Annotated in this window: 21 protein-coding genes; all 21 read left to right on the top strand. The window is 66.1% G+C overall.

The genetic code is table 11. The annotated features are described in order from the left end of the window. Positions 1 to 22 precede the first annotated feature (22 nt). Entirely contained in the window at positions 23 to 1,696 is a 1,674-nt protein-coding gene (locus tag HCU76_RS31705) for a murein transglycosylase A (RefSeq protein ID WP_256354623.1), read from the top strand. 26 nt (positions 1,697 to 1,722) lie between these two features. Next, positions 1,723 to 2,508, top strand: a complete 786-nt coding sequence (locus tag HCU76_RS31700; protein ID WP_218511490.1) for a hypothetical protein — start codon at positions 1,723 to 1,725, stop codon at positions 2,506 to 2,508. Positions 2,509 to 2,536: 28 nt separating this feature from the next. Further along, entirely contained in the window at positions 2,537 to 3,679 is a 1,143-nt protein-coding gene (locus tag HCU76_RS31695; protein WP_371319938.1) for a hypothetical protein, read from the top strand. After that, the gene (locus tag HCU76_RS31690; RefSeq protein ID WP_218511488.1) at positions 3,679 to 5,673 is read left to right on the top strand and encodes a caspase family protein; all 1,995 of its coding nucleotides are present in this window, start codon (positions 3,679 to 3,681) and stop codon (positions 5,671 to 5,673) included. The genes HCU76_RS31695 and HCU76_RS31690 overlap by 1 nt, the downstream gene beginning before the upstream one ends. A 27-nt stretch (positions 5,674 to 5,700) precedes the next feature. Then, entirely contained in the window at positions 5,701 to 6,258 is a 558-nt protein-coding gene (locus HCU76_RS31685; protein ID WP_213958124.1) for a type VI secretion system tube protein Hcp, read from the top strand. 20 nt (positions 6,259 to 6,278) lie between these two features. Next, positions 6,279 to 7,133, top strand: coding sequence for a type VI secretion system accessory protein TagJ (locus HCU76_RS31680; protein WP_218511487.1), 855 nt, complete (start codon positions 6,279 to 6,281; stop codon positions 7,131 to 7,133). Continuing rightward, on the top strand, positions 7,123 to 7,638 hold the full coding sequence (gene tssE / locus HCU76_RS31675; RefSeq protein WP_218511486.1) for a type VI secretion system baseplate subunit TssE: 516 nt from the start codon (positions 7,123 to 7,125) through the stop codon (positions 7,636 to 7,638). Before HCU76_RS31680 ends, tssE begins: the two co-directional genes overlap by 11 nt. Before the next feature lie 17 nt (positions 7,639 to 7,655). Next, positions 7,656 to 9,557 (top strand): type VI secretion system baseplate subunit TssF, encoded by a 1,902-nt coding sequence (gene tssF / locus HCU76_RS31670; protein WP_218511485.1) that lies wholly within the window; start codon positions 7,656 to 7,658, stop codon positions 9,555 to 9,557. 11 nt (positions 9,558 to 9,568) lie between these two features. Then, positions 9,569 to 10,624, top strand: a complete 1,056-nt coding sequence (tssG, locus tag HCU76_RS31665) for a type VI secretion system baseplate subunit TssG (protein ID WP_256354622.1) — start codon at positions 9,569 to 9,571, stop codon at positions 10,622 to 10,624. A 40-nt stretch (positions 10,625 to 10,664) separates the two neighbouring features. Beyond that, entirely contained in the window at positions 10,665 to 13,451 is a 2,787-nt protein-coding gene (tssH, locus tag HCU76_RS31660) for a type VI secretion system ATPase TssH (RefSeq protein ID WP_218511483.1), read from the top strand. 44 nt (positions 13,452 to 13,495) lie between these two features. Further along, the gene (locus tag HCU76_RS31655; RefSeq protein ID WP_218511482.1) at positions 13,496 to 14,446 is read left to right on the top strand and encodes a hypothetical protein; all 951 of its coding nucleotides are present in this window, start codon (positions 13,496 to 13,498) and stop codon (positions 14,444 to 14,446) included. A gap of 26 nt (positions 14,447 to 14,472) precedes the next feature. Beyond that, positions 14,473 to 15,402 (top strand): M35 family metallopeptidase, encoded by a 930-nt coding sequence (locus tag HCU76_RS31650; protein ID WP_218511481.1) that lies wholly within the window; start codon positions 14,473 to 14,475, stop codon positions 15,400 to 15,402. Between the two features lie 14 nt (positions 15,403 to 15,416). Further along, a complete protein-coding gene (locus tag HCU76_RS31645; protein ID WP_218511480.1) occupies positions 15,417 to 16,796 on the top strand; it encodes a tetratricopeptide repeat protein in 1,380 nt (459 codons plus the stop codon). 72 nt (positions 16,797 to 16,868) lie between these two features. After that, positions 16,869 to 19,277, top strand: a complete 2,409-nt coding sequence (locus tag HCU76_RS31640; protein WP_256354621.1) for a type VI secretion system Vgr family protein — start codon at positions 16,869 to 16,871, stop codon at positions 19,275 to 19,277. A gap of 35 nt (positions 19,278 to 19,312) precedes the next feature. After that, positions 19,313 to 19,864 carry a DUF6484 domain-containing protein gene (locus HCU76_RS31635; RefSeq protein ID WP_256354620.1) on the top strand — a complete coding sequence of 184 codons (552 nt, stop codon included), beginning with the start codon at positions 19,313 to 19,315 and terminating at the stop codon, positions 19,862 to 19,864. After that, positions 19,864 to 21,030, top strand: a complete 1,167-nt coding sequence (locus tag HCU76_RS31630; RefSeq protein ID WP_218511479.1) for a DUF2169 domain-containing protein — start codon at positions 19,864 to 19,866, stop codon at positions 21,028 to 21,030. The genes HCU76_RS31635 and HCU76_RS31630 overlap by 1 nt, the downstream gene beginning before the upstream one ends. 11 nt (positions 21,031 to 21,041) lie before the next feature. Continuing rightward, entirely contained in the window at positions 21,042 to 22,064 is a 1,023-nt protein-coding gene (locus tag HCU76_RS31625) for a hypothetical protein (protein WP_218511478.1), read from the top strand. A gap of 28 nt (positions 22,065 to 22,092) precedes the next feature. After that, positions 22,093 to 23,082 carry a DUF4150 domain-containing protein gene (locus HCU76_RS31620; RefSeq protein WP_218511477.1) on the top strand — a complete coding sequence of 330 codons (990 nt, stop codon included), beginning with the start codon at positions 22,093 to 22,095 and terminating at the stop codon, positions 23,080 to 23,082. Further along, on the top strand, positions 23,079 to 23,975 hold the full coding sequence (locus tag HCU76_RS31615; RefSeq protein WP_218511476.1) for a HEAT repeat domain-containing protein: 897 nt from the start codon (positions 23,079 to 23,081) through the stop codon (positions 23,973 to 23,975). The genes HCU76_RS31620 and HCU76_RS31615 overlap by 4 nt, the downstream gene beginning before the upstream one ends. Next, complete coding sequence (locus HCU76_RS31610; protein WP_256354618.1) at positions 23,972 to 25,249, top strand: TIGR02270 family protein; 1,278 nt, start codon at positions 23,972 to 23,974, stop codon at positions 25,247 to 25,249. The genes HCU76_RS31615 and HCU76_RS31610 overlap by 4 nt, the downstream gene beginning before the upstream one ends. Before the next feature lie 202 nt (positions 25,250 to 25,451). Next, on the top strand, positions 25,452 to 26,476 hold a 1,025-nt coding region (locus tag HCU76_RS31605), incomplete at its 3' end, for an FHA domain-containing protein (protein WP_218511475.1).

Raw genomic sequence — 26,476 nt, 5'->3', positions numbered from 1 at the left:
CATCTGCAGCAAGGAGGTTCCAATGAAAAACCTGTCACCGCCGACCCGGCCCATCGTCCTGCGCCGCATGGCCTTCGGCGCCGTTGCCTTCGCTGTGACCTGGCTCGCGGGTTGCGCCTCCCCGCCGCCAGCGACCGGCACCGGCGCGGCATCGACTGCCCCCGCGCCCGCCGCACCGGCCAGCACCACGCCGGCCACAGGCAGCACCTTCAACATCGGTCCTGCACCGACCACCGCCGGTGCGACCGACGCGGGCACGCGGCCGACCATTTCCGGCGCCGCCTCGGGCGCGAGCGTGGCTGGGCAGGCGCGCACCTTCTCCACCCAGCTCGCCACCTACACCGCGGTCGGCTACGACGCGCTGCCGGGCTGGGGCCGCGACGATTTCTCCGAGGGCTGGCCGGCCTTCCTGGGCAGCTGCAAGGTTCTGACCGGTCGCGGCGCGCAGTGGAAGGACATCTGCGATCGCACCCGCTCCATCGACCCGAAGAACAGTGCGGCCATCCGCGGTTTCTACGAGCGCGAGTTCACCGTCTACCAGATCCGCGACGACGACCGCCGCCCTGACGGCGTGGTGACCGGCTACTTCGAGCCCGAGATCACCGGCAGCCGCAACTATTCGCCGCCCAACATCTACCCGGTGTACGGCACGCCGGAGGACATGCTGTTCCTCGATGCGCGCAAGCTGCCGCCCGGCAACGCCACCGTCGCGGCGCGGGTGCAGGGCCGCGACGTGACGATCCAGACGGGCGCATTCAACACGCGCGACCTTGGCTCGCCGGGCCTCTATTCGCTCGACCTGTCGACGATCACCCGCGACACGCTCGACCGCAAGGTGCGCCTGCGCGCGCAGGGTAGGGCCCTGCTGCCGTACTTCACGCGCGAGGAGATCGAGACGCGCGGCGCGCCCAACGCCAAGGTGCTGGCCTTCGTCAGCAGCGCCACCGCCTTGTACGAGATGCAGATCCAGGGCTCCGGCCGCATCCGCCTGCCCAACGGCGAGATCGTCCGCGTGGCCTATGCGGAGCAGAACGGCCAGCCCTTCCGCCCCACGCTGGCGCAGAACAAGAACGGCCAGCCCGCGAGCAAGGTGCGCACGCGCGGCGGCGCGGTCGAGCTGGAACTCGACAACGACGATGACGACGTCGGCGACAACACCGCCGGCATCCGCGTGCGCGGCTTCACGCTGGCGCGGCCGGAGCAGAGCGGCGCGGTCATCGTGCCGGGGCGCACTGCGTCGGGGCCGGTCATCGGCTCCGGCATCAAGGACCCGAGCTACGTGTTCTTCAAGGAATCGGCCGGCGGCGCGAGCGGCCCGGTGGGGGCCTTCGGCGTGCCCTTGCAAGCCGGCCGGTCCATCGCGGTCGATCCGCGCAGCACGCCGCTGGGCTACCCGGTGTTCGTGTCGACGCGCACGCCCGGCACCGGCGAGCCGATGCAGCGGCTGACGATCGCGCAGGACACCGGCGGCGCGATCCGCGGCGCGGTACGGGCCGACTATTTCTTCGGCAACGGCACGCAGGCCGCAACGAACGCGCGCCGCATGAAGGAGCGCGGCCAGCTCTGGATCCTGCTGCCGCGCGGCCAGGCCGTGGCGGCAGCTTCGAGTTCGACGATCCGCACGCGCGGCGGTGCTGCCGGTGCGGACCTGCCGCAATGCCTGGTTCCCGTCGAAGGCCAGTGCGTCGATGACTGAAGTCACGTGTCGTTGACCGCCTCCTCATGCAGGAAACCCTCTCCTCCGAGCAAAGCGTCGAACTGGTGCGCCTGTGGCGTCGCCGGCATGCGCTCGGGCCGCAGGAGATGGCATGCATGTACGGCATCGTCGGCGGGGCGCTGGCGGGCTGCAATCCGCCGGAGCTGCATGTGCTCGGCGAAGGTCGGCAGGAACTGGTGGCGCAGTTCATCTACGTGAAGGTGCTGCGGCTCGATGCCGACCCGGACGAGGCCGAGGAGACCGGCGAGAGCGGCCGCAGTGGCCGCAGCGGCGATGACAACCACAGCGCCCCGTCGAGCGCGTTCGCGCTGTGCGCCTACTTCCGCCGCTACCTCATCGACTGCACGCGCGCGAGCAGCTTCCGGCGCAGGCTGTCGATCGGCGACCAGGTGTCGGAGGCACAGCTCGAAGACCAGCTCGGCAGCAGCAGCAGCGATGCGAGCGGCTTCGACGTGCTCGCCGAGCACGGGCTGAGTGGCCCGGCCGTGCAGGCGGCGGCGCGCGCCTTCATCGCTTCGCTGCCGGCGCCGGAGCGCATCCTGCTGTGCGAGGGCTTCGGCCGCGAGAACCCACTGTCTGGCGTGGCGTCGCGCCATTCGATCGCCTCCTACCACTACCGCGCGGGGCGGCTGGGGCTGGTGCACAAGCGCGAGGCGCTGCCGGCCGACTATGCGAAGACCACGCTGGGCCAGTGGCTCACGCAGACCCTGGGCATCGCCATCGAGCCGGACAACATGGGCGTGATCCTCAAGGTCTTCGAAATCCTCGGTGCTGAAGCGTCTTATGCCTGAAGACATACCCAATTCAGGACACCTCCCCGTGACGCACACCGAACTCTGGCCCCCGCTCAGCCTCATTCGCGGCGCCTTCGAGCGCGAGCTGCCGCACGCCGGCACCGCCGATGCGCAGGCCATCGCGCCGCCGAACGGTGCCAAGGCGGCCACGCCACCCGCGCCGCCGCCACGTCTCGCCGAAGACCTGCTGCTGCCCCTCACCGAACTGGCGCGCCGTCGCGAAGCCGTGGCCCAACGCGCCTTCCCGGCGCGCTGGGCGCCGGGACGCCTGCTCAGCATCGTGCACGAAGGGCGGCTGCTCGGCGTGCTGCTCGACAAGTGCGTCGGCGGCGATCGCTGGCAGGGCTGGATGGCGGCCGGCGAGGCCGACTGGGCGTCTGCCTTCGACGTGTTGCTGGAGCCCGGGGACGAGCCCTTCGAGCCGCTGTTCGGCATGGTGCAGGCCTGGAACCCGGTCATGCTCACTTCGGCGCCGCAACTCTGCGCCCGCGTGCAAGGCGAGTTGTCGGCCACGCGGCTGGCCGCGATCCGCGCAGTGCATGACGAATGGGCCACACAGCAGGCGCCGGCCATCGACGCCGCGCCCGGCCGCATCGCCTTGCGCACCGTGGCAGGCGTGTTCTCTGTGCTCTCGGGCACGCCGCTCGGCGACGACGATCCGCGCGCCGACTACCAGGCGCTTTACCGCGATGCGGCCGGGAAGCTGGGCGCGACCGGGCAGGACAACCCGGCGCAGGCCCTGGCTACGCCCGCCCGACCGGCGCCGCCCTCGACGCCGCAGGCCGACGGCACCGGATGGGGCGCGCGGCTGCGCCAGTGGTTCGGCGCCGACCGCTGGGTGCGCCCGGCCTTTGCCTTGCTCGCGCTGGCCTTCGTGGTGCAGAACATGGGCCTGTTCAACCCGCCGGTGGCAGACGAGGAGGTGCGCTTCCGCTCGGTGGCGACGGCGCCTGCCGCGGCCAACCTGGTCGTGCTGTGGAAGGCCGGCGTCACGCTGGACGAGGCCGGGCGGGCGATGCGCGCCGCCGCGGTCGAGGCGGTGGGCGGGCCGGACGTGACGGGCGCATGGCAGTTGCATGCGGCAGACCCGCTCGGCGCACTCGCCGCCTTGCAGGGCTCTCCGCTGGTGCAGTCCGTGCGCGTGGCCGAAGGGCAGGAGGTGCGCTGATGACGTCGCGCCTGTCACGCTGGTTCCTGAGCGCGCTGCTGGTCGCGGCGGCCATGCCGGCGTGGAGTGCGCAACGAGCCTTGCTGGTGGGCGTGTCGGAACTGGTCAACCAGCCGCAGGCCTTGTGGCTGCAGGCGCCGCGCAATGACGTGACGCTGATGCGCGAGGTGCTGCTGAAGCAAGGCTTCGCCGCGCCAGACATCACGGTGCTGGCCGATGGCGTCGACGGCGCGGGCCTGCCCGATGCGCAGCGCATCCATGAGGCGCTGGGCCGCCTGCTGGAGCGCTCCAGGAGCGGCGATTTCGTGCTGCTCTACTTCTCCGGCCACGGCACGCGCCTGCGCGATGCGACCAAGGCCTACCAGGAGCCCGACGGCCTGGCCGAGAACTTCCTTGCACGCGACGTACGGGGCCAGGTCGGCGTCGACAGGGCCTTGCCCGGGGGCGTGCGGGACGTGGAGTTCGACGCCTGGATCGGCGCCTTCCTCGCGCGCAACGTGTTCGTGTGGTCGGTGTTCGACACCTGCTCGGCGGCCTCGCTCACGCGCAGCGCGAAGACGGTGCCGGACGCAGCGCAACCGGCCGACGACCAGGTGCGCTTCCGTGGCATCCAGGTCGACCGGCTGGTCCGTGGCGATGCGGCAAGTGCTGCAGCCCCGTCCGGCGCTCCGCCCGTGAACCACGTCGCCCGCGCCCGCTACGTCGCGTTCTTCGCCTCGGAAAGCCACCAGGTCACGCCGGAACTCCGGCTGCCGCGCAAGGACCGCAATGGTCGTCCGCAGGGCCTGCTGACCTGGGCCGTGGCGGAGGCCTTGCAGCGCAAGCCCGCGACCTGGCGCGAGCTCTACAACGGCGTGCTGGCCCTTTATCCGCCCGTCATCGAGGAACTGGAGGCGCGCTTTCCGGAGCGCGAACTGCCGTCCCCCGTGGCCGAGGGCAACCTCGACCTGCCCCTGTTCGCCAACAGCCTGCAGCCCTTGTCGACGCGGCCGGTGTGGAACGCGCAGCGCGTGGGCGACAAGCTGACGCTGGCGGTCGGCCGCCTCGACGGCCTTGACCCCCGCCAGCCGGTGCGCGTGCTGGCCACGCTGGCGGACGGCACCGTGCGCGTCGCGCCATCGGAACTCTCGGAGATCGCCTTGGGCAGTGCCCGCCTCGACGTGCCGCCCGTGCTGGCCGGATTGGCCGGCGCAACCTTCTGGGCCGTCACGCCGGTGGACGCGCCCGAGTCCGTCGCCTTGCGCGTGCGTGCCGACAAGCCCCTACCGGCCGGCATGAGCCTGCAATGGCCGACCGCGTTGCGCACCGTGCGCGATGGCGATGCCGACGTGCGCTGGACCGACCTCGGCGCAGGAGGCCATCGCCTGGAGTTGCTGTCGCCCGCGCTCGCCACGACCGCCACCATGCCCGATGCCACGCTGCCCGATGCGGCTGCGCTGCGGCAACGCCTGCAAGGCCTGGCGCAGCTCAAGTGGCTGCTGCAACTGAACGCGCTGGCCGGCGACGGACAACTCGATGGCTTCGATGCGCTGGTCGAGATCCGCGATGGCGAACGCCTCGTACGCAGCGCCCCTGCACGCGAGGCCGAGGCCAGGCTGCCGCCCCCGGCCGGCGCCGAGCGCGCGTCGCTGGCCGTGCGCAACACCAGCGGCCAGTCGCTCGACCTGGTGATCGTGGCGCTCGATGGTCGCGGCGCCACGCAAGCCGTCTTCCCCGAGGAAAGCAGCGAGACCAACCGCTTCGAACGCGGCACCCCGCAGGCCCCGGCCGCCAAGCGCTTCGACCTGCCGCCGCTCGACGGCGGCGCGCGCCTGCTGGTGCTGGCCAGCCCCGCCGCGCCATGGAGCGCGCCGCGCATGTTCGGCCTGCGCGGCCAGCAGGCAGAAGCCGCGCTGCCCGAAGTGCGCGTGCGCGGCCTGCCGCAATCACTCAAGGAGCGGCAGGTGTATGCCGCGATGGTTCGATGGCCAGGCGAAGCCCCGGCGTCCAGGTAACACGACACACGACACGAGGAGAACCCGATGAGCTTCAACATGGACGGAAAACTCGACCCCGACGAGGCGCTGCGGCTGCTCGACACCATGGCCGGCGACACCACCATCGACTACCACATGCTGCTCGAAAGCAAGGGCGCCGTGATCGAGGGCGACGGCCTGCGCAAGTTCGAGGACGGCAAGAATCGACTGCCCATCGGCGGCTATTACTCGTATGCCCACGTCGTCACGCCGCCGGGTTCGAGCAAGGGCCAGGTGCGCGCCAGCATGTTCATCGTGGCGCGCGACTGCGATGCGGCCACGGCCTCCATCGCCAGCCTGCTGAAGAACCAGGCCACCGACATCACCGCGACCATCTCGGTGTTCAAGGCCAGCGGCGACGGCTCGGTGGAACTGCAGCCGATGCTGGAGTTCGTGCTCAGCGAGGCGCGCATCGACACCCAGGCCTTCGTCACCGGCGGCAGCCCCCGGCTGCCCAGAGAAATCATCTACTTCAACTACCGCAAGCTGGAGATCCGCTCCGCATCGCAGACCAAGACCGGCCTGCGCGGCGCAGTCCGCACCTGCGTGCTCACCAACTCCTGAATTCCATCGAAAGGAAAGACATGACTCGCTCCGCGGAACTCCTCCTGGCCAACGACCCGGCCGGTGCGCTCAAGGCCCTCACCGACGAGATCAAGGCCAAGCCGGCCGACAGCAAGCTGCGTGTGTTCATGGCCCAGTTGCTGTGCGTGCTCGGCAAGTGGGAGCGTGCGTTGAACCAGCTCACCGTGGCCGCCGAACTCGACGCCCTTGCAATACCGATGAAGCAGGTCTATGGCGACGCCATCCGATGCGAAGGCCTGCGCGCCAACGTCTTTGCCGGCACGAAGACGCCGATGGTGTTCGGCCAGCCGGACGAGTGGCTGGCGCTGCTGATCGAGTCGCTGTTGCGGCGAGGCGCCGGCGAGATGGAACTCGCCGGACAGTTGCGCGAGCGGGCCTTCGATGCCGCGCCCGCGGTCGGCGGAACCATCGACGGCGCGCCCTTCGAATGGCTGGCCGATGCGGACATGCGCATCGGCCCGGTGCTCGAAGCCTTCGTGAACGGCAAGTACTACTGGGTGCCCTTCGCGCGGCTCGCCGCGGTGCGTATCGAGGAGCCGGTGGACCTGCGCGATTGCGTCTGGCTGCCGGCCAACCTGCTGTTCGAGAACGGCGGCGAATCGCTCGCGCTGATTCCCACGCGCTACCAGGGCACCGAGAAAAGCACCGATGGCGAACTGCTGCTCGCGCGCAAGACCGAGTGGAGCGAACTGCAGCCCGAGGTGTGGGCCGGGCTCGGGCAGCGCATGCTGAGCAGCGATGCGGGTGACCATGCGTTGATGGACGTGCGCGAGATCGTCTTCGGCGAGGCGTCTGCGACGATCGCATCCGGCACCGAAGCCGCGCAAGGCCCGGGGGCCGGCGATGGCGACTGAGCAGCAGATCGCGCAGGAGCGCCTGCAGCCCTCGCTGCTCGACCGCCTCATCGACGACGCACCCACCGAGAAGCGCGAGAGCGACGACAAGCGCACCCTCACGCGGCAGGCATTGCGCCAAGCGGTGCTGCGCGACCTGTCGTGGCTGTTCAATGCCACTGCGCTCGGCCTCGCATACGACGACAAGCGCTATCCCAACGCGGCACGCTCGGTGCTGAATTACGGATTGCCTATGCTGTCCGGCCAGTTCACGTCCTCTGTGCAGCGTGTCAGCATGGAACAGGCTTTGAAGAACGCGATCCTGCAATTCGAGCCGCGCATCCTGCCCCGCACACTCGAAGTGGAACTCGTCATGGAAGGCTCGGTCCTTGAATCCCACAACCGCATCGGCCTCAAGATCAGGGGCATGCTCTGGGCGCAGCCCGTGCCGCTGGAGTTCCTGATGCGAAGCCGGATCGACCTGGAAGAAGGGCGCTTCGAGATCGAGGACATCTCGGCACCATGACGTTCAGGCGGTAAGCAATGGACCCGCGGCTGTTGAGCTTGTACGAGCAGGAGCTTCGGTACTTCCGCGAAAGCTCCGCCGAGTTCGCACAGGCCTTTCCCAAGATCGCGCGCCGGCTCGGCTTCGACGGGCAGGAAGTGGCCGACCCCTACGTCGAGCGGCTCATCGAGGCCACTGCCTTTCTTTCCGCCCGCGTGGGCCTCAAGCTCGATGCCGAGTACCCCCGCTTCACCGGGCATCTGCTCGACATCGTGTATCCGCAGTTCATGGCGCCGACGCCCTCGATGGCGGTGGTGCAGATGGCGGTCGACCCGGACGACGCGGCCCTGGCCGTCGGCCCCACCTTGCCGCGCGGCAGCGGCCTGCGCGCACGGCAGGCGACAGGGCAGAACACGCATTGCGAATTCCGCACTGCACGCGCGTTGCGCGTGTGGCCCGTCGAGGTAAAGCGCGCCCAGTACTTCACCTATGCGCCCGACCTGCCGCTGGCCCAGCATCCGCAAGCGCGCGACATCCGCGGCGGCCTGCGCATCGCGCTGCATGCGACGGCCAGCCTCAACTTCAACCAGATTCCGCTCGACGAACTGCTGATCCACCTGGGCGGCGCCGATGACGTGGCCTGGCAACTGCACGAGTGCCTGCTCGGCAAGCCGGCGGGCGTGCTGGTGCAGCCACTGGGTGCCAACGGCCTGCCCACCGGCGCGGCGGCCAGCGCCATCCGCAGGCTGCCGGGCAGCGTGGTGGAGCCGGTCGGCTTCGGTGACGACGAGGCGCTGCTGCCGGTCACCGCCACCGGCTTCTCCGGCCATCGGCTGGTGCAGGAGTACTTTGCGTTTCCACAGCGCTTCCAGTTCGTGCGCTTCACCGGCCTGCGCGAGGCGCTGGCGACGATCACGGTGCCCGACGTGGAGATCGTGGTGCTGTTCACGCGCGGCGATGCGGCGCTGGAACGCCTGGTGAGCGCGGACAACGTGCAACTGAACTGCGTGCCCGTGGTCAACCTGTTCAGCAAGCGGCTCGACCGCGTGGCGGTGAACGAGGGCGTGAGCCAGTTCCACCTGCTGCCCGATCGCACGCGGCCGCAGGACTTCGAGGTGCACACCGTGACCGATGTGGTCGGCCACGGCACGCCCGGCGCGGACGAGGCGCCGGAGCAGCCCTTCAAGCCCTTCTACGCCGCCTTCCATGGCGCGCGCCAGGCGCATCCGGCCTACTACACGACGACGCGCGAGCCACGCATGCAGTCGGTGCGCCAACGCACCGAGGGCCATCGCAGCAGCCACATCGGCTCCGAGGTCTACATGCAGATCGTCGACCCGCAGCAGGCGCCGTTCGCCGGCACGATGCGGCAACTGGCGGTGACGGCGCTGGTCACCAACCGCGACCTGCCGCTCTTGATGCCGCTTGGCCGCGACAACGACTTCGACTGCATCGACTCGTTCCCGGTGCAGCGCGTGCGCATCGTGCGCGGGCCGTCGCGGCCGGTGTCGCCGGTGGTGAGCCAGGGACTGGGCTGGCGCGTGGTCGACCACCTCGCGCTCAACTACCTGTCGCTGTCCGACAGCACGCCGCAGCAAGGCGCAGCAGCCCTGCGCGAGATGCTGATGCTCTACGCGGTGCATGCCGACGACGTGCGGCAGGGCCAGGTGCGCGGGCTGTTGTCCGTGCGCTCCAAACCGGTGGCGCGACGCCTGCCGCTGGCGGGGCCTATCGCCTTCGGACGCGGGCTGGAGGTCACGCTCGAAGTGGACCGCACGGCCTTTCACGGCCACAGCGCCTTCCTGTTCGGCGCGGTGCTGTCGCACTTCCTCGCGCGGCATGTGGAGGTCAATCATTTCGTCGAGACGGTGTTGAGCGTGCAGGGGCGCGGCGAGACCATGCGATGGAGGCCGATGTGCGGGACACGCCAGATCCTCTAGCCGCGCTGCCATTGGCATCGACGCATCGCGAGACCGTCGGCGAGCGGCTGCATGCGATGTCGGGCCAGCCGTGGGCCTACGACTTCTTCGCGGTGATGAGGCGGCTGGAGGCACTGGCCGCACCCAAGCCGCGCTGGGGCCATGCGTTGCTGCCCAGTGCCGAAGCGGTGCGTGTCGGGCAGGAGCCCTCGCTGTCCTTCGCGCCTGCCAGCCTGAGCCGCTTCGAGCCCGCCACGGCGCATTACCCCCCGCGCGTGCGCCAGCAGTTCTTCGGCTACCTCGGCCCCAACGGGCCGTTGCCGGTGCACCTGAGCGACTTCATCCGCGAACGCACCAACAACCATGCCGACCCGACCTGGCTGGCCTTCCTCGACACCTTCCTGCATCGCTTCTCGCTGTACTTCTACCGGGCCTGGGCGGAGTCCCGCCCGGCGGTCTGGCTGGACCGGCCGGGCGAGGACAAGTTTCGCCAGCGCGTGGGCGCGCTGGTCGGCATCGGCACCGCCGCGCGGCAGCAACGCGACGAGATCAATGACGACGCGCGCCTGCATTTCTCGGGCTGGCTCACGCGCAAGGTGCACAGCGCCGAGGGCGTGGAGCGCGTGTTGTGCAGCTACTTCGGCGTGCCGATCCGGCTGGAGCCGTGGGTGGGCCACTGGATGCGCCTGCCCACGGAGGAACTGACGCGGCTCGGCCGTGGCGGCGCCTCGCGCACGATGGGCATGGGCGCGATGCTCGGCCAGCGCGCGTGGGACCGGCAGCACCGCGTGCGCCTGCATGTGGGGCCGCTGTCGCTGGACCGCTATCTCGGCTTCCTGCCAGGTGGGGCGGCGCGGCCCGAGTTGCTGCGCTGGATGCAACAGTTGCTGGGCAACGAGCTTTACTGGGACGCGCAGTTGATCCTGCGCAAGGAAGAGGTGCCCGCCACGCGACTCGGGCGGCACAAGGGCAATGCACCGCGGCTGGGCTGGGTCTCCTGGCTCGGCCGCTTGCCGCGCGAGCGCGATGCGGCGGACGTGCGAATCGACGGCGATGCACAGACGGCCCGCGCGGTCGTTCTTCAATAACCCATGGCGCCATTCGTCATGACTCGATACGGAGCACACCATGAGTGAAATCAGCCGCACCGCCTTGTTCGGCAAGCTCAACACGCTTTGCTACAAAGCCATCGAGGGCGCGACGGTGTTCTGCAAGATGCGCGGGAATCCGTACGTCGAGCTGGAGCATTGGTTCGCGCAACTGCTGCAGGCGCAGGACTCCGACCTGCACCGCGTGATACAGCATTACGCGCTGGACATCTCGGCCATCTCCAAGGACATGACAGCCGCACTCGACCGTTTGCCGCGCGGCGCCACCGCCATCAGCGACTTCTCGCCGCACATCGAGAACGCCATCGAGCGCGCCTGGACCTATGCCACCTTGCAGTTCGGCGAGGCGCAGGTGCGCACCGGCTACCTGCTGGTCGGCATGCTCAAGACGCAGAGCCTGCGCAACCCCTTGTTCGGCTTGTCGAAGCAGTTCGAGAAGGTCAAGGTCGAGGACCTGGCCGACAACTTCGTCAAGATCTGCGATCCCTCGCCCGAATCCAAGATGCGCGCGCAGGACGGCACCGGCATGGGCAGCGGCGCCCCCGGTGAAGATTCCGGCGCGATGGCCCCGGCCGCGATGGGCAAGGGCGATGCGCTGAAGAAGTTTGCTGTCGACCTCACGGAGAAGGCGAAGAAGGGAGAGATGGATCCGGTGACCGGGCGGGACGAGGAAATCCGCCAGATCGTCGACATCCTGATGCGACGCCGCCAGAACAACCCGCTGCTGACGGGTGAGGCGGGCGTCGGCAAGACGGCGGTGGTGGAAGGCTTCGCGCAGCGGCTGGCCCGCGGCGACGTGCCGCCGCAATTGAAGGACGTGAAGCTGCTGACGCTGGACATCGGCCTGCTGCAGGCCGGGGCCAGCATGAAGGGCGAGTTCGAGCAACGCCTGCGCCAGGTGATCGACGAGGTGCAGGCATCGCCGACGCCGATCATCCTGTTCATCGACGAGATCCACACGCTCGTCGGCGCGGGCGGTGCGGCAGGCACGGGCGATGCGGCCAACCTGCTGAAGCCGGCGCTCGCGCGCGGCAACCTGCGCACCATCGGCGCGACCACCTGGGCCGAGTACAAGAAATACATCGAGAAGGACCCGGCGCTGACGCGGCGCTTCCAGGTGGTGCAGGTGCCGGAGCCGGACGAGATCAAGGCCATCCTGATGCTGCGCGGCGTGGCCAGTGTCCTTGAGAAGCACCATCGCGTGCAACTGCTCGACGAGGCCATCGAGGCGGCGGTGAAGCTGTCGCATCGCTACATTCCCGCGCGGCAGTTGCCGGACAAGGCGGTGAGCCTGCTGGACACGGCCTGCGCGCGCGTGGCGGTGAGCCAGCATGCGATGCCGCCCGAGGTGGAAGACTGCACGCGGCGCATCGAGGCGCTGACGGTGGAGAGCGAGATCATTTCGCGTGAGGAAGCCATCGGCATCGACGTGACCAAGCGCTCGGCGACGGCGCAAAGCCTGCTGGCCGAAGCCAAGGGCGAACTGGAAAAGCTCAACGCGCGCTGGAAGGAAGAGAAGGGCCTGGTCGACAAGCTGCTCGACCTGCGCGGCAAGCTGCGCGCCGGCAACAAGCCGGTGGATTCTTCCTCTTCACTCCCTCTCCCGCAGGCGGGAGAGCGCGGGGGTGAGGGCGGCGGCGCATCGACTGCCAGCACGCCATCCACCGCCGCACCCTCACCCCAACCCTCTCCCGCGAGCGGGAGAGGGAGTGAAGACCGCGAAGCGCTGTTGAAGGAACTGCACGAGCTGCAGGGAAAGATCGCGGCGGTGCAGGGCGAGACGCCGCTGATCCTGCCCTCTGTCGACGCGCAGGCCGTGTCATCCGTGGTGGCCGACTGGACCGGCATCCCCGTCGGCCGCATGCAGCGCAACGAACTCGAGACCGTGCTCAAGCTGCCCCAGTTGCTGGCCCAGCGCGTGATCGGCCAGGACCATGCGATGGAGATGATCTCCAAGCGCATCCAGACCTCGCGTGCCGGCCTCGACAACCCCAGCAAGCCAATCGGCGTGTTCATGCTCGCGGGCACCTCCGGCGTCGGCAAGACCGAGACCGCGATCGCGCTGGCCGAGTCGCTCTACGGCGGCGAGCAGAACATGATCGTCATCAACATGAGCGAGTACCAGGAGGCGCACACCGTCAGTTCGCTGAAGGGCGCGCCACCCGGCTACGTGGGCTACGGCGAAGGCGGCGTGCTGACCGAGGCCGTGCGCCGACGCCCCTACAGCGTGGTCCTGCTCGACGAAGTGGAGAAGGCGCACTCCGACGTGCACGAACTGTTCTTCCAGGTCTTCGACAAGGGCTTCATGGAGGACGGCGAGGGCCGCAGCATCGACTTCAAGAACACGCTCATCATCCTCACCACCAACGCCGGCACCGACCTCATCGCCAGCATGTGCAAGGACCCCGAGCTGATGCCCGACCCCGAGGGCATGGCCAAGGCGCTGCGCGACCCGCTGCTGAAGATCTTCCCGCCCGCGCTGCTGGGCCGACTGGTGACCATCCCCTACTACCCGCTCAGCGACGAGATGCTCGGCAAGATCGTCGAGCTGCAGCTCAAGCGCATCAAGAAGCGCGTGGAAGCGCGCTACCAGATCCCCTTCGAATACGGCGACGACGTGGTGAAGCTGGTGGTGAGCCGCTGCACCGAAAGCGAATCGGGCGGCCGGATGATCGACGCCATCCTCACCAACACCATGCTGCCCGACATCAGCCGCGAGTTCCTGAACCGGATGATGGAAGGCAAGGCCATCGAGCGGGTGCACGTGGGCGTGGCCGACGGCAATTTCAGCTATGCCTTCGGCTGAAATTCGCGACAAGGGTCCTCAAATGAAACACGAGGTGATCGATCATGGGTGACGTACTCGACCGCTTGTCCGCATCCGAGCGTCTCGTGATCAGCAATCTGTTTCGAGACAAGGCGGCGGCCCTGCCGCACCACAAGGCACAGGTGCAGCAGGAGACAGCGAAGGGCAATCCCACCCATTCGATCACCCGGCACGGCTACCAGACAGGCTGGGAGAGCCAGTTGATGCGACTGGTCACGGGGCGCACGCCCGACCAGCCCGACGACGAAGACGGCGTGCGCGACGCGGTGCAGAAGTTTCGCACCAAGGAGGCGTTGCCGAAAAAGGAGCAGGGCAAGATCACCTATGCGCCGGCCGATTCGGTGGGTGCGTTCCTGTCGCCCGAGGTCGAGCACGCAGCCATCAGCCTGGCGCGTGCCAAGGCTGCGCCGCTGCTGGCCTATACGCAAGCCGAGACCAGCTCCAAGAGCGGGCTGACGTGGACCCCTTACGACTACATCGACATGGTCGTTGCAGGCCCGCACAAGCTGACCGGCGTCAGTTTCAACCGCGCCAAGAACGCGGTGCCGCTGGTTCAGGCCGATGCGGTGCAAGCGATCGAGGACTTCATCGGCCAGCGGCGCGTGGGCCCGCCCGGCAGCACCGATACATGGGGTGACAAGAAGCGCATCCTCGAGATCATGGAAGAGTCGGACCATGCCGCGCCCTACACGCGCAGCAGTTACCGCCAGGACTACAAGCTGCGTTTTCCGACCATGTCCGACCTGCTCGCGTACCTGTCGGTGACGGCCGTGTGGATGAAGCACGTCAACGTGGTCCTGCGCCGCTTTGGCCCGGGCGACTGGCGCCTGCACACGGCCTATTGCGTCCATTGCCCGGAATTTCCGTCCCCGCTGCGCGGAGGGCCCAGCGTGAAGACAGGCAAGTGGACAGGCAACGTGCGGGCCGGTCCAACTGGGGCCGCCGTGTTCGTCGATCCCGCCTTGCTGGCTTGACCAGACTTGAAAGAAAGGAATTCGCAATGACTGCTGGATTCACCAAGCCCACCACCCTGCTGCGCAACGCCGAAGTCGGCGTGCGCAAGCTCGTCGGCGCGCCCGTACCGGCCGACCCGCGCCGCGGGTTCACCGACCACATGGAAGTGCTGTCGTCGCAGTTGATGATCGGCTACAAGAAATATCCTGCGGTGCAGGACTATCCGAACGCTGGCATGAAGGCGGCCGCGGTCGCGGCCACGGCACTGGCGGCGCGAGTCGTCCGCAAGGTGAACGACGAATTCGCCGGGATCCTGATGCTGCGCCGCAAGGAGTCCGCCCTGATGCAGGAGGTGCTGGCCGCGCATTTTCATCTGCGCGCCGGCGAGGTGACCGACAAGAATCTCAAGAGCAACGTGGTGGACAAGCCTCTCTCGCTGAAGGGCATCGTCGAGAAGGACAGGCGCTGGGTGCTGGAAAAGATCCGGCAAAAGATGCTGAGCCTGAGCTTCCACCTCAACACCGGCGTGTACCTGATCGACATCGACGCGAAGCGGCGCGATATCCAGGCCGGGGCAGCCCACGTCTATGACCCTGACGACGATGACGGCACGGAGGCCTATGTCGCCAATACCAAGACCAAGTACGACGCGCAGACATGGCGGGCGACCAACTGGAAGAAGGTCAGCAACTCGATCAGCGGATTCCGCAAGGGCGAGATCCACGTCTCCCTCGAGGACCTGGAGACCTACTCCACGCTGAGCTATGCGCGCGTCATCATTCACGAGGCAACCCACAAGTACCTCTGCACGGACGACGTGGCCTACGCACACGACGACACGTATCCGAGCAAGAGCCTCTCGCAGATGCTGAACAACGCCGACAGCTACGCGTGGGCGGCCGTATCGCTCTATTGCGGCGAGTTGAAGATGGGCACCCCCGCTGACGAGCCTACGGATTGGGAACAGTGCTCCTGACCGGATCGCGCGCCATGAAGACAAAGAAGAAGCACGGCCACTTGAAGCCGCCACCGGGCTACCAGCCCGCGAAGCAGGTGAGCCTGGACGATGCCCTGAAGCTGGCCGTCGCCATGCACTGCGCCAACGGGCTCGACGATGCCGAGAAGGTCTATGGCCGCATCCTCGCGGTGGCGCCGGACCATGCGGACGCATTGCACTTCATGGGCGTGCTGCGGCACCAGCGCGGCCGCAGCGACCAGGCGCTGGCCTTGATCCGCCGCTCGCTCGCGTTGAACGCAGGCGTGCCCGACTGGCACAACAACCTCGGCAACGTACTTCTCGAGACCGGCCACCTCGACGAGGCGGCGGCAGCCTACGAGGAGGCCGTGCGGCTCGGCCCGGACCGTGCCGACATCCACAACAACCTCGGCGTGCTGCGGCGCGCGCAGGGCCGAGTGGAAGACTCCGAGGCCGCCTACCGGCGCGCCATCGAACTCGACCCGAAGTACATCGACGCGCACACCAACCTGGGCGTCCTGCTGCAGAACCTGCTGCGCAGCCAGGAGGCGCTGCAAGCGCTGAGCAAGGCGCTGGAGATGAAGCCGCTCTACGGCAGGACGCGGCAGGCGCTTGGAATGGCCTACTACATGCTCGGCAGATTCGACGATGCGGCGCAGGTGTACCGCGACTGGCTCAAGGACGAGCCCGGCAACCCGGAGGCCGTTCATCACCTGGCAGGCTGCTCCGGCCAGGCCGTGCCGGAGCGCGCCACCGATTCGTATGTGGAACTCGTGTTCGACGGCTTCGCCGACAGCTTCGACGCCAAGCTGGCCAAGCTCAGCTATCGCGCGCCGCAACTCATCGCGCAGGCCCTGCCGCCCTTGCTCGGCGAGCCCCGGGGCGCGCTGGACGTGCTCGATGCCGGTTGCGGCACCGGCCTGTGCGGTCCGCTGCTCGCGCCCTATGCGCGGCGCCTGGTCGGCGTCGACCTCTCGGCCCGCATGCTGGCACGGGCCGAGCCGCGACAGGTCTACGACGCGCTTCACAAGGCCGAACTCACCGCCTTCATCGAGGCCGAGGCCGCCGGGTCCCTGGACCTCATCGCGTCCGCCGACACGCTCTGCTACTTCGGTGACCTGGGCGCCGTGACGCGTGCTGCCGCGCGTGCGCTGCGGCCGGACGGCTGGCTGGTCTTCACGGTCGAATCGATCCCCGCAGCGGAAGCACAGGACTTCCGCCTCAACCCGCACGGCCGCTACAGCCATCGTGCCGGCTACCTGCACGAGGTGCTGACCGCAGCCGGACTCGTCGTCGGCGGTGTGGAGCCGGCGCACCTGCGCATCGAGGCGGACCAGCCCGTCGAGGGCTTCGTGGTCTCGGCGCGCAAGGCGCCCGCAGCCGCCCCCAACTGAGCAGCACACACATCATGCGAAACCGCGCCGGCTCATTCGTCTTGATGGCACTCCAGCATGGAAAGCAACGCCATGGCGACTGACCTCCAGTTCCTCATCAAGAGCGATTCGCCGGCCAACGCCGACCTGATGTTCTGGACCATCGTCGGCCAGGAGTCGCTGTCGCGGCCCTCGCACTACGAACTCACCGTGCTGTCGACCAACGAGAAGATCGACGCCAAGGACATCCTGGGCCATGCCTTCGACGTGGTGATCGAGTTCCTCGACAAGGACGGCGGCAAGCACGAGCGGCATTGCCAGGGCCATGCGGTGCGCTTCATGCGCAAGGGCAGCGTGGGCCGCTACTTCGAATACCGCTTCACGCTGCGCTCCTGGTTCTGGCTGCTGACCAAGCGCCTCAATTCGCGCATCATCCAGGACAAGGCGGTGCTGGACATCCTCGACGCGACCTTCGAGGACAGCCCCATCAAGCGCTTCAAGAAGGTCAAGTCCGACAAGGTCATCGGCACGCACAATCCGCTGCGCTACAGCGTGCAGCACCAGGAGAGCGACTACGACTACCTGTCGCGCCTGCTGGAGGACGAAGGCATCTATTACTGGTTCGACGCGCACGATGCGCCCGGCACCATGTACCTGGCCGACGCCAGCGACGTCGCGCACAAGAAGCTGCCGGTGATCGACACGCTCAACTACATCCCCTTCGGCGCCAGCGAGGTGCGCTTCAACGAGGTCAGCCACTGGGTCGATTCACGCCGGCTCGACACCGGCAAGTACGACGCGCGCGACAGCGACTTCAAGGCCGTCAAGAAACAGCTCAAGGCCACCAAGGGCGACCCCGACACGCACGAGCTGGCCGACCTCGAAGCCTTCGAATTCCCGGGCGGCTTCTTCCGCAACGACGACACCGACGATGCCGGCAAGGTGCGCATGGAAGAGCTGGCCGCGCGCCGCCGCGTGAACTGGGCCTTCACGCGCTGGCCCGACATCGCCGCCGGCATGAACTTCACCTTCCACGGCCACCCGATGGGCGACCCGGACACCGACTACCTGTGCGCCGCCTGCACCTTCGTCGTCACGCATCCGGGCTACGAAGGCCTGCGCGAGAACGACGGCAACGTGCAACGCCTGGGCCACGTGGTGCTCGAACTGCTGGACGACGACCCCATCAATGCCAGGTGGGAGGAAGCGCTGCACGACCTGATTCGAGGCCACCCCGACCTGATCGCGCCGATGCGCGGCAACAGCGCCTTCCTGCTCACCGCGCTGCCGGCCGACACGCCGTTTCGCCCGCCGCGCCTCACGCCGCGCGTGGTGATGCCCGGCCCGCAAAGTGCCATCGTGGTCGGCCCCACCGGCGACGAGATCCATGCCGACGACTTCGGCCGCGTGAAAGTGCACTTCCACTGGGACCGCTACGACGAGAGCAACGAGAAATCCACCTGCTGGGTGCGCGTGTCGCAGCCCTGGGCCGGCAAGGGCTGGGGTGGCTACTTCATCCCGCGCATCGGGCAGGAGGTGATCGTCGACTTCCTGAACGGCGACCCGGATCGCCCCATCATCATCGGCCGCGTCTACAACGACGACCAGCCCAAGCCCTTCGATTCCCACACTCAGAGCGGCTTCAGAACCCGCTCCACCCCCAAGGGCAGCGCGGCCAACTGCAACGAGTTCCGCTTCGATGACAAGAAGGGCAGCGAGCAGGTCTACCTGCATGCCGAGAAGAACCAGGACATCGAGGTCGAGAACGACGAGACGCACTGGGTCGGCCACGACCGCACCAAGACCATCGACCACGACGAGACCTCGCACATCAAGCACGACCGCACCGAGACGGTGGACAACAACGAGACCATCACGGTGCACGGCATGCGCACGGAGACGGTGGACAAGAACGAGACGATCACGATCCACCAGAACCGCAAGGAGCAGGTGGACCTGAACGAGGACATCACGATCGGCGTGAACCGCACGGAGAACGTGGGGGCGAACGAGACGATCACGATCGGCGCCAACCGCAGCATCACCGTGGGCGCGAGCGAGACGGCGACAGTGGCGCTGCAGCGCACGCACACGGTGGGGGTGAACGAGACCATCAGCGTGGGCGCCGCGCAGGAGATCACCATCGGTGCGGCGCAGGCCTTGACCATCGGCGCCGCGCAGACGGTCAACGTAGGGGCCGACCAGAGCAGCAGCATCGGCGGCGCCATGTCGACCACGGTGGCCAAGGACGAGTCGCGCAGCGTCGCCGGCGGCCGCACCACCAGCATCGGCAAGGACGATGCGCTGTCGGTCGGCAAGAACCTGACCATCACCGCCGCCGACTCCATCTCCATCACCACCGGTGATGCCAGCATCACGATGAAGAAGGACGGCACCATCACCATCAAGGGCAAGGACATCACGATCGACGGGTCTGGAAAGATCAACGTCAAGGCGAGCAGCGACATCGTGATGAAGGGCTCGAAGATCTTGCAGAACTGAACTGCCATGCGATCAGGAACACGACGAGGAACACCATGAGCAAACGACAGTCGATCGACGCGATGCTGGCTGCGGACACCGAGGCGCTGCTGGCGCCGCCGGAGCCGGAACTGCAGCAACTGCTGGCCGGGCGCTCGGCGTTGCAACGCGGCAGCGAGAGCCTGCCGGCGGTCGTGACCGGCGAACTGATCGCCATTGCCGACGAGGGCCGCACGCCGATGGTCCTCTTCGCGGGCCAGCCTGGCACCGCTGCCGTGCGCGCTCGGACGGTGGTGGACCTGCATGGCGCGCACATCGGGCAGCCCGTGGTGCTGATGTTCGAAGGCGGCGATGCGAGCCGGCCCATCGTCATGGGCGTGCTGCGCCAATCAGAAGGCTGGCCGCTCGCCGAAGCACCCGCGCAGGTCGAGGTCGACGTGAATGGCGAGCGCATGATCGTCAGCGCAAAAGAGCAACTTGTGATGCGCTGCGGCAAGGCCAGCATCACCTTGACGAAAGCGGGAAAGGTGCTGATTCAGGGAAGCTATGTGTTAAGTCGTTCTTCCGGAGTTAACCGCGTCAAAGGAGCTTCGGTTCAAGTCAACTAATGGGCCACACATTCGTGAATATTGTCAATTCGACAAAACTGGCTGTCGGCTATACGACATCCACCGACAAGATGGGTCGGGAGTCGCTCGTCGTTGTGGCAAAGGGCACCTATGCATTTCCAACGTCTGCTGATCAAGCGCCGCGACTGACGGAAGAGCAGGAGCCCCTTGTGATGACTGATATATTTACCGGCGAGCCAGGACTTTCGGCACCCCGCTACGAGAACGATTTTGCACCGGTCAAGCGGCGTTGCGATGTACTGATCAATGGCAGCTGCTATGCCCCCGGCGGAGTGCCGGCCACCCGCGTGCCGGTTGGAGTGCGGGTTGGGTCTATCACTAAGACTTTCAATGTAGTCGGGCACAGGATTTTCGAGCGTGGGCCTTTGTCCTGTGAGCCAGGGGAGCCTCGCCCGTTTACCGTCTTGCCTATTGGCTATGACAATGCCTTTGGCGGTGTCGACACGACAAATGCTAATCAGTCGAAGCATCAATGGTATCTGCAGAATCCTGCAGGGAAAGGCTATCACCCCGGTGCTTCAGCTAGCGAGGTAGACGGTCGCTCGCTGCCAAACACCGAAGAGTTCGACAAACCGGTCACAAGGCCTGATGGCGATTACAGGCCGATGGCGTTCGGTCCGCTGGGGCGCAGTTGGCAACCTCGACTGAAATGGGCGGGAACGTTTGATGACAAGTGGTTGGACGAGCAGTTCCCTTTTCTCCCACAGGATTTCGACACGCAATATTTCCAGTGTGCGCCGGAGGATCAGCAGATCGACTTTCCAAGCGGCGGGGAAGACGTGGTGCTAATGCACTTGACCGCGTCAGGCAGGACCAGTTTCAGGCTACCGCCCACCTTGGGCCTTCCGTTTCTGTTCGTTTCTCGCACTGGTAGCGTGGCAGAAGTATCCGGAGTGGTCGACACGATTTGTATTGAGCCAGACAAGGCGCGCTTCGCACTGGCGTGGCGCGTTTCGATGCCGCTACGCCGCAATATTCGGGAGGTCAGAGAAGTGATCGTTGGGAAGACTGCGTATCAGTTGGAGCACGAACGGACGAGAGCCGAGCGGATGCATGGCAAGCGTCGTTTCAATTCTCTGACTGAACTGGTGGCGTGGTCTCAAGCGCAGCGGCGGATGCATGAAGCTCACGATGAAGTTGACTAGTGAGGGGGAACATGTTCATTACAGCAACCGCGATGGTTTGTCCCGTGGGGCTCAATGCCGTAAGTGCGTGTGCCGCCAAGCGCGCAGGGATTTCGGCCTTTGCGAATCTGCCCTTTTCCGACGACGCTGGCGAGCCGGTCGTCGGCGCCAGCGTGCCGGGCTTGGCCCTGTCGCTTCCACGCGCAGAGCGGTTGGTACGGATGCTCGCGAAAGGGATGGCTGATCTACTTCGCGGGCAGACCAACTTGAATTGGTCACTCGTGCCTTTGCTCGTTTGTCTCGCGGAGCCGCAAACGCCCGGAGGCGGCTCGGACTTGGCTTCTCGGATTGTCGACAAGATAGAGACCGTTTTGGGGATTCGATTTCATTCGGAAAACTCCCGCGTGTTCGTTGCAGGACATGTTGGAGGAATGCAAGCACTGCTCCAAGCCCGCCATCTAATCGAGCGAGGTCAAGCTCCCGCCTGCGTGGTGTGCGGGGTGGACTCATTGATCAACGCAACCACGCTTCTCTGGCTAGATCAGACGTATCGGTTAAAGACTCCGGGCAATAGGGATGGTGTTGTTCCGGGAGAGGCTGCGGCTGCGTTATTGATCGGCGCTGCGCCGGCTCCAGACACAGTGATGAAGGTGACGGGACTTGGTTTCGGGCAAGAAGATGCGCCTGTCCTTTCTGACGGGCCACTGCTCGGGAAAGGACTCACTGCTGCGGTTCGTGCCGCCCTCGCCGAAGCAAGGGTAGGGCTGCACGAAATCGATCTCCGGTTGTCGGATGTCACTGGGGAGCTTTACGGATTCAAGGAACTTCCACTCATGGAAGGTCGGCTCATGCGCACAGTCCGAAAGAAAGCACAGCCTGTTTGGCATTGGGCAGAGGCGATTGGCGATACGGGTGCCGCTGCGGGAATCGCGCAACTGGTGCTCGCTGACCAAGCGTTCCGCAAGGGTTACCTGGACGGCGAACGAGCTCTCTGCTTAACGAGTTCAGTAATGGGAGGACGGGCCGCAACCATCGTTCACGATATTCGAGCCTGATGCAATTCGAGGAAAGGAATTTACGGAGATGAGCTGTAAGGTTTATGCCAACGGGGACGAGATAGCCTGCAAATCGGGTGACGGCAAAGTGATCGCGGCTTTCCCGGATGTTTGTCTGACCCCGCCCCCCCCTCCGGCCGGTCCTCTTCCAGTGCCATATCCCAACACGTCATTTTCTAAGGACATGAAGGAAGGAAGCAAGACTGTACAGATCAAGGGTGGGGAGGTGATGCTCAAAGACTCGTCGTTCTACAAGACATCGCCGCTCGGCGACGAAGCCGCAACGAACGGGCAGGGCGCCGGTGTTGTGACCCATGGAATCACGGGCAAGACCTATTTTGTAGCGTGGTCAATGGATGTGAAATTCGAAGGGCAGAACGTCGATAGGCACACGGACATGACTACGTCCAATCATGCGAGCCCAACCGCCAATGATGAAGTAGTGGCGACCAATATCGGTGACTCTGCATCGGCCGAAGAAAAGTCAGATGAGGAGTTATGTCAGTGTTGCAAAAAACACCCGCCCCATTCGGCAGCGCAGGCACGAGGGGAATCTATCTCTGAAGAAGAGTTTCACAAGCCCCCGCAAACGGGCCTGCGCAAAAGATCGGGGCGTGGAAACGTCCCGATTTATGATCACCAACCGCTGACGCCCAAGCAGCTGGACATGGCAGCAGAGGCTCAGACACAACTGGCGAAAATGCGAAAGCAGTGTCCGGAACAGGTCCCGAATAACCCGCCTCAAGGCCCTTGTGACCTGTACTACCGCGTGACCGCCAAGGAGAAACAGGATGCCGACAAACTTTTTGCGGCGGCCAGCGATAAGAACAATCCCTTTAAGCCGGATGACTGGAAGGGCGCGATTATGGTCGCCCACAAGGTCCCGCGTTCTGGCGGTGGCTGCCCCGTCGGGGAGGGCAACACCCACGGCGTTAGAAATCAACCTTGCGCTGACCTTGACGGAAAACTGGGGACGCTACAGAACGAGATGGTGACAATCGCTCGAGACAAGCTTTGAATGCAACAAAGATGACCGCGAATCCTCAGCCAAATTTTCTCAGGGGAACTTTCGCGTGGTCCGTTCAAGGGTATGCCTTTGCCGAGCCTCCCCCGTCCAATCTACTCGCACCGGAGACCTTGTCTTCTCGGGATCCGTGGCTCAGGGTAGCCGCAATACTTGAGCACGCAAAGCGCGGCGACCATCGCCACATTCCACGCTTGATGGATTGTCTGCACCCCGCCGATGAGTCCGGTGTTCCGCCGGCCGCGATTCAATTGATCGGTGATGCGGGTCGAGATAGCGACTTGGCATTGCTGCAGGAACTGATGGCGAATGGCCCTGACGAATTCCGGGTCTATGCCGCGCAGGCGGCGTCGATGGCGGGGCGGATATCGCTGGTTCCGTCAATGCTTGATGCGTGGACACGTGTCATGAGCCGCGATCATCACGACATGGTCGGCGATGCCATCTCGACGCTGCTTGAGTCGCCCGGTGGTGCAATCACCGCCAACGCGGGCTCGTACCGCACAGGCGGTGCCTCGACTAACCCCGACAGGAATGCGTCGAGAACAGAGTTCGAAGCGCTGGTTGTGGCACGTCTGGATGAGGTCAAAGCTCAGCACGGTGATGGCAAGGTTATATGGCAGGGGCACGCCTTTCACGCGACGGGTCTGGCTCAAGAGATGCAGTCATTGCTACGTGACCCCAACGCGGGTCCATTCCATGGACTATTCATTTGGATGCGGCATAAGCTCGAAGCCGCCTCGGGGTTTGATGGTGCTGCTTGTTTCCGTAAGGGTGTTCTCCAACCGCTCAGCGCTGCCGCAACGCTTGAGAAATTTCTGGAACGAGACGCTCACGACGAAGAGGTCGGGGTTCGCTATTTCTTCGGTCACCCTATTTCCGCTTGAATCAACTACAAATGATGGATTTCATGCCCGTCGCTGCAGTCGTCGAACAACACGTTGAAGAAGCGACCGTACTTCGGAATATCCGTTCGCGCGTTGTGCAAGCGGCGCACGTCAAGCTGCGGCATCTCCGCATGCTGGACGAGCGACTCGACGCGCATCTTGACGGCCTCGGAGTAGCTGCTACGTACGGCGCCGAGCTTGCCGCGGCCGCGCTTGATCGACCTGGTCGGGGAGAAGCGTTCACAGCGGTAGTTCGGGCGATAGAGAGCCGTGATGCCGTCGAACTTGACAAGCTGCTCGCGCTTTCCGAGGCCTTGCCAGCCTGTCGCGCGGGTGTGATCTCGGCCTTCGGCTGGGTATCTGCGGGCAGCCTGCGTGGTATCACGACGGTGCTACTTCAATCACCGAATAGATTACGACGCGTGATAGGCCTCGCAGCTTGTGCGATGCACCAGGTCGATCCCGGTGCTGCTATAGAAATCGCGCTGGAAGACGCTGAACCGGCGCTGCGAGCCCGTGCGTTACGCGTTGTTGCCGATCGCGGTCAGGTCGTTCACTTGCCCAAGTGTCTCAATGCGCTCGCCGACGGGGACTTCTCCTGTGTGGGGGCAGCAGTCCGGGCGTGTGTGTTGCTCGGTGATCGTCACCAATCCATCGAAGCGCTCGACTCCATTGCGGCAGCGCCCGGTCCTTGGCAGGAGGAGGCCTTGGGCCTGACGCTAAAGGTGCATACCCCGCTAGCGACTCACGAAGTGCTCAAGTCGCTTCTGAAGTACCCATCGAACATGCGGTTGGTCATAAAGGGCATCGGATTTGCCGGCGACCCGCGCTATGTGCCATGGCTCATCCGCCAGATGCAAGACTTGCAATTCGCGCGTCTTGCTGGTGAGTCGTTCAGCTTTATTACCGGTCTCGATCTGGCGGATTTGAATCTCGATCGTAACCTCCCCGAGGACGCCGACCTTGTGCCCACCTATGACCCCAATGACGAAGACGTCGCAATGGACGAAGACGACGGCCTGCCTTGGCCCGACCCAGTAATAATTGACGCTTGGTGGCAAGCCAACGGCCATCGCTTCACGCCCAGCAAGCGGTACTTTATGGGCGAGCCACCGTCGTTTGCCCATTGCGTGGATGTACTGAAAACAGGCTTCCAACGCCAGCGCAACTCGGCCGCCGTTTACCTCTGCCTGTTGAACCCCGGCACCCCGCTCTTCAATACCGCAGCTCCTGCGTGGCGCCAGGAGCGCTGGCTGAACGCCATGAGTGCCTGAGCCACCCCCATGGTAGCCAAACACATCCTCACGGTTCTAGCTGGCGTGTTCATGCTCGCAGCCCTCTCGCGCTTGGCGCGCGAGGGCTTCAAACTAACTCCGGGGAGCCGCACTTGGCTCGTTGTCGCGGTCATTTTCGGTATGGTGTCGAGTTGGCTCTGGATGAACGGGGCGGCGGGTGCATGAACTGGAGGATTGAGCCGTGATCAATGTGGTGGTCGTCAGTCATCGCGGTGCGCCGGCGGGGCAGCCCATGTCGGCGCAGTTCGGGCCTGCCGGCGGCACCATCGGGCGCGCGCCCACCAACACGCTGGTGCTCGACGACCCCGACCGCACGGTGTCGCGCGTGCATGCGCAGGTGGAGTGCCGCGGCGGCCAGTTCTTCATCCTGGACCGCGGCAGCAACCCGCTGCAGCACAACGGGCAACCGCTCGGCGCCGGGCGCGAGGCGGCGCTGGCGGCAGGCGACCGGCTGGTCGTGGGCGGCTTCGAACTCTCGGTGCAAGGCGTGGGGAGTGGTGCGGCAGCGCCCACGCCCGTCCCCGCAGCCGCCGGCAGCCCACAGTTCTCCGACGACGACCCTTTCGCGGACCTGCTCGCCGGCCTCGGCTCCCCCACGCCGCCGCCGGTTGCCGCGCCCGCTCCCAGGGCCGCGGGTGCGTCCCCACGCGCACCGGCCGACCCGTTCCAGTTCCCGGACCCGATGGCGCACCCTGCCGGCAAGGCCGCCGCATCCTCATCGATCGACGATCCCTTTGCCGACCTGCTCGGTTCAGGCGCTCCGCCACCCCCCGCCGGCAGCGCGAACCAGGACCTCTCCGGCCTGGGCCTTATGCCCGGCCCCGCCAGCAACATCGATGACCTGTTCGGCGGCCTTGGCGGCAACGGCCCCGGCAGCGACCCGTTCGGCGAGAGCCCGCTCGGCGCGCCGTTGCTGCAGCCAGGCACGTCTTCGAATGCCGACCCGCTCGCCGCCTTGCAAGCCATGCCCAAGCCAGTCGCCGCGCCGCGCAGCGACCATGTGCCCATCGGCCAGTTCGGCTACGCGCCGCCCAAGGGTGTCGTGCCTCCCGGCGGGGCCAGCGGCGGCGGCTCCCTGATGGACGATCTGGGCGCAAATCCCACCGTGCCCACACCCTTGTTCGGCGACTTGATAGATGAACCCGCCACGAGCCCATCGGGCCGCAAGCTCCAGGCTGACACCGACGACGATCCCTTCGCCAACCT

Origin of the sequence: Variovorax sp. dw_308, assembly GCF_019207085.1 — a bacterium.
Lineage (GTDB): Bacteria > Pseudomonadota > Gammaproteobacteria > Burkholderiales > Burkholderiaceae_C > Variovorax.
This window is presented reverse-complemented; position numbering and strand designations above follow the sequence as displayed.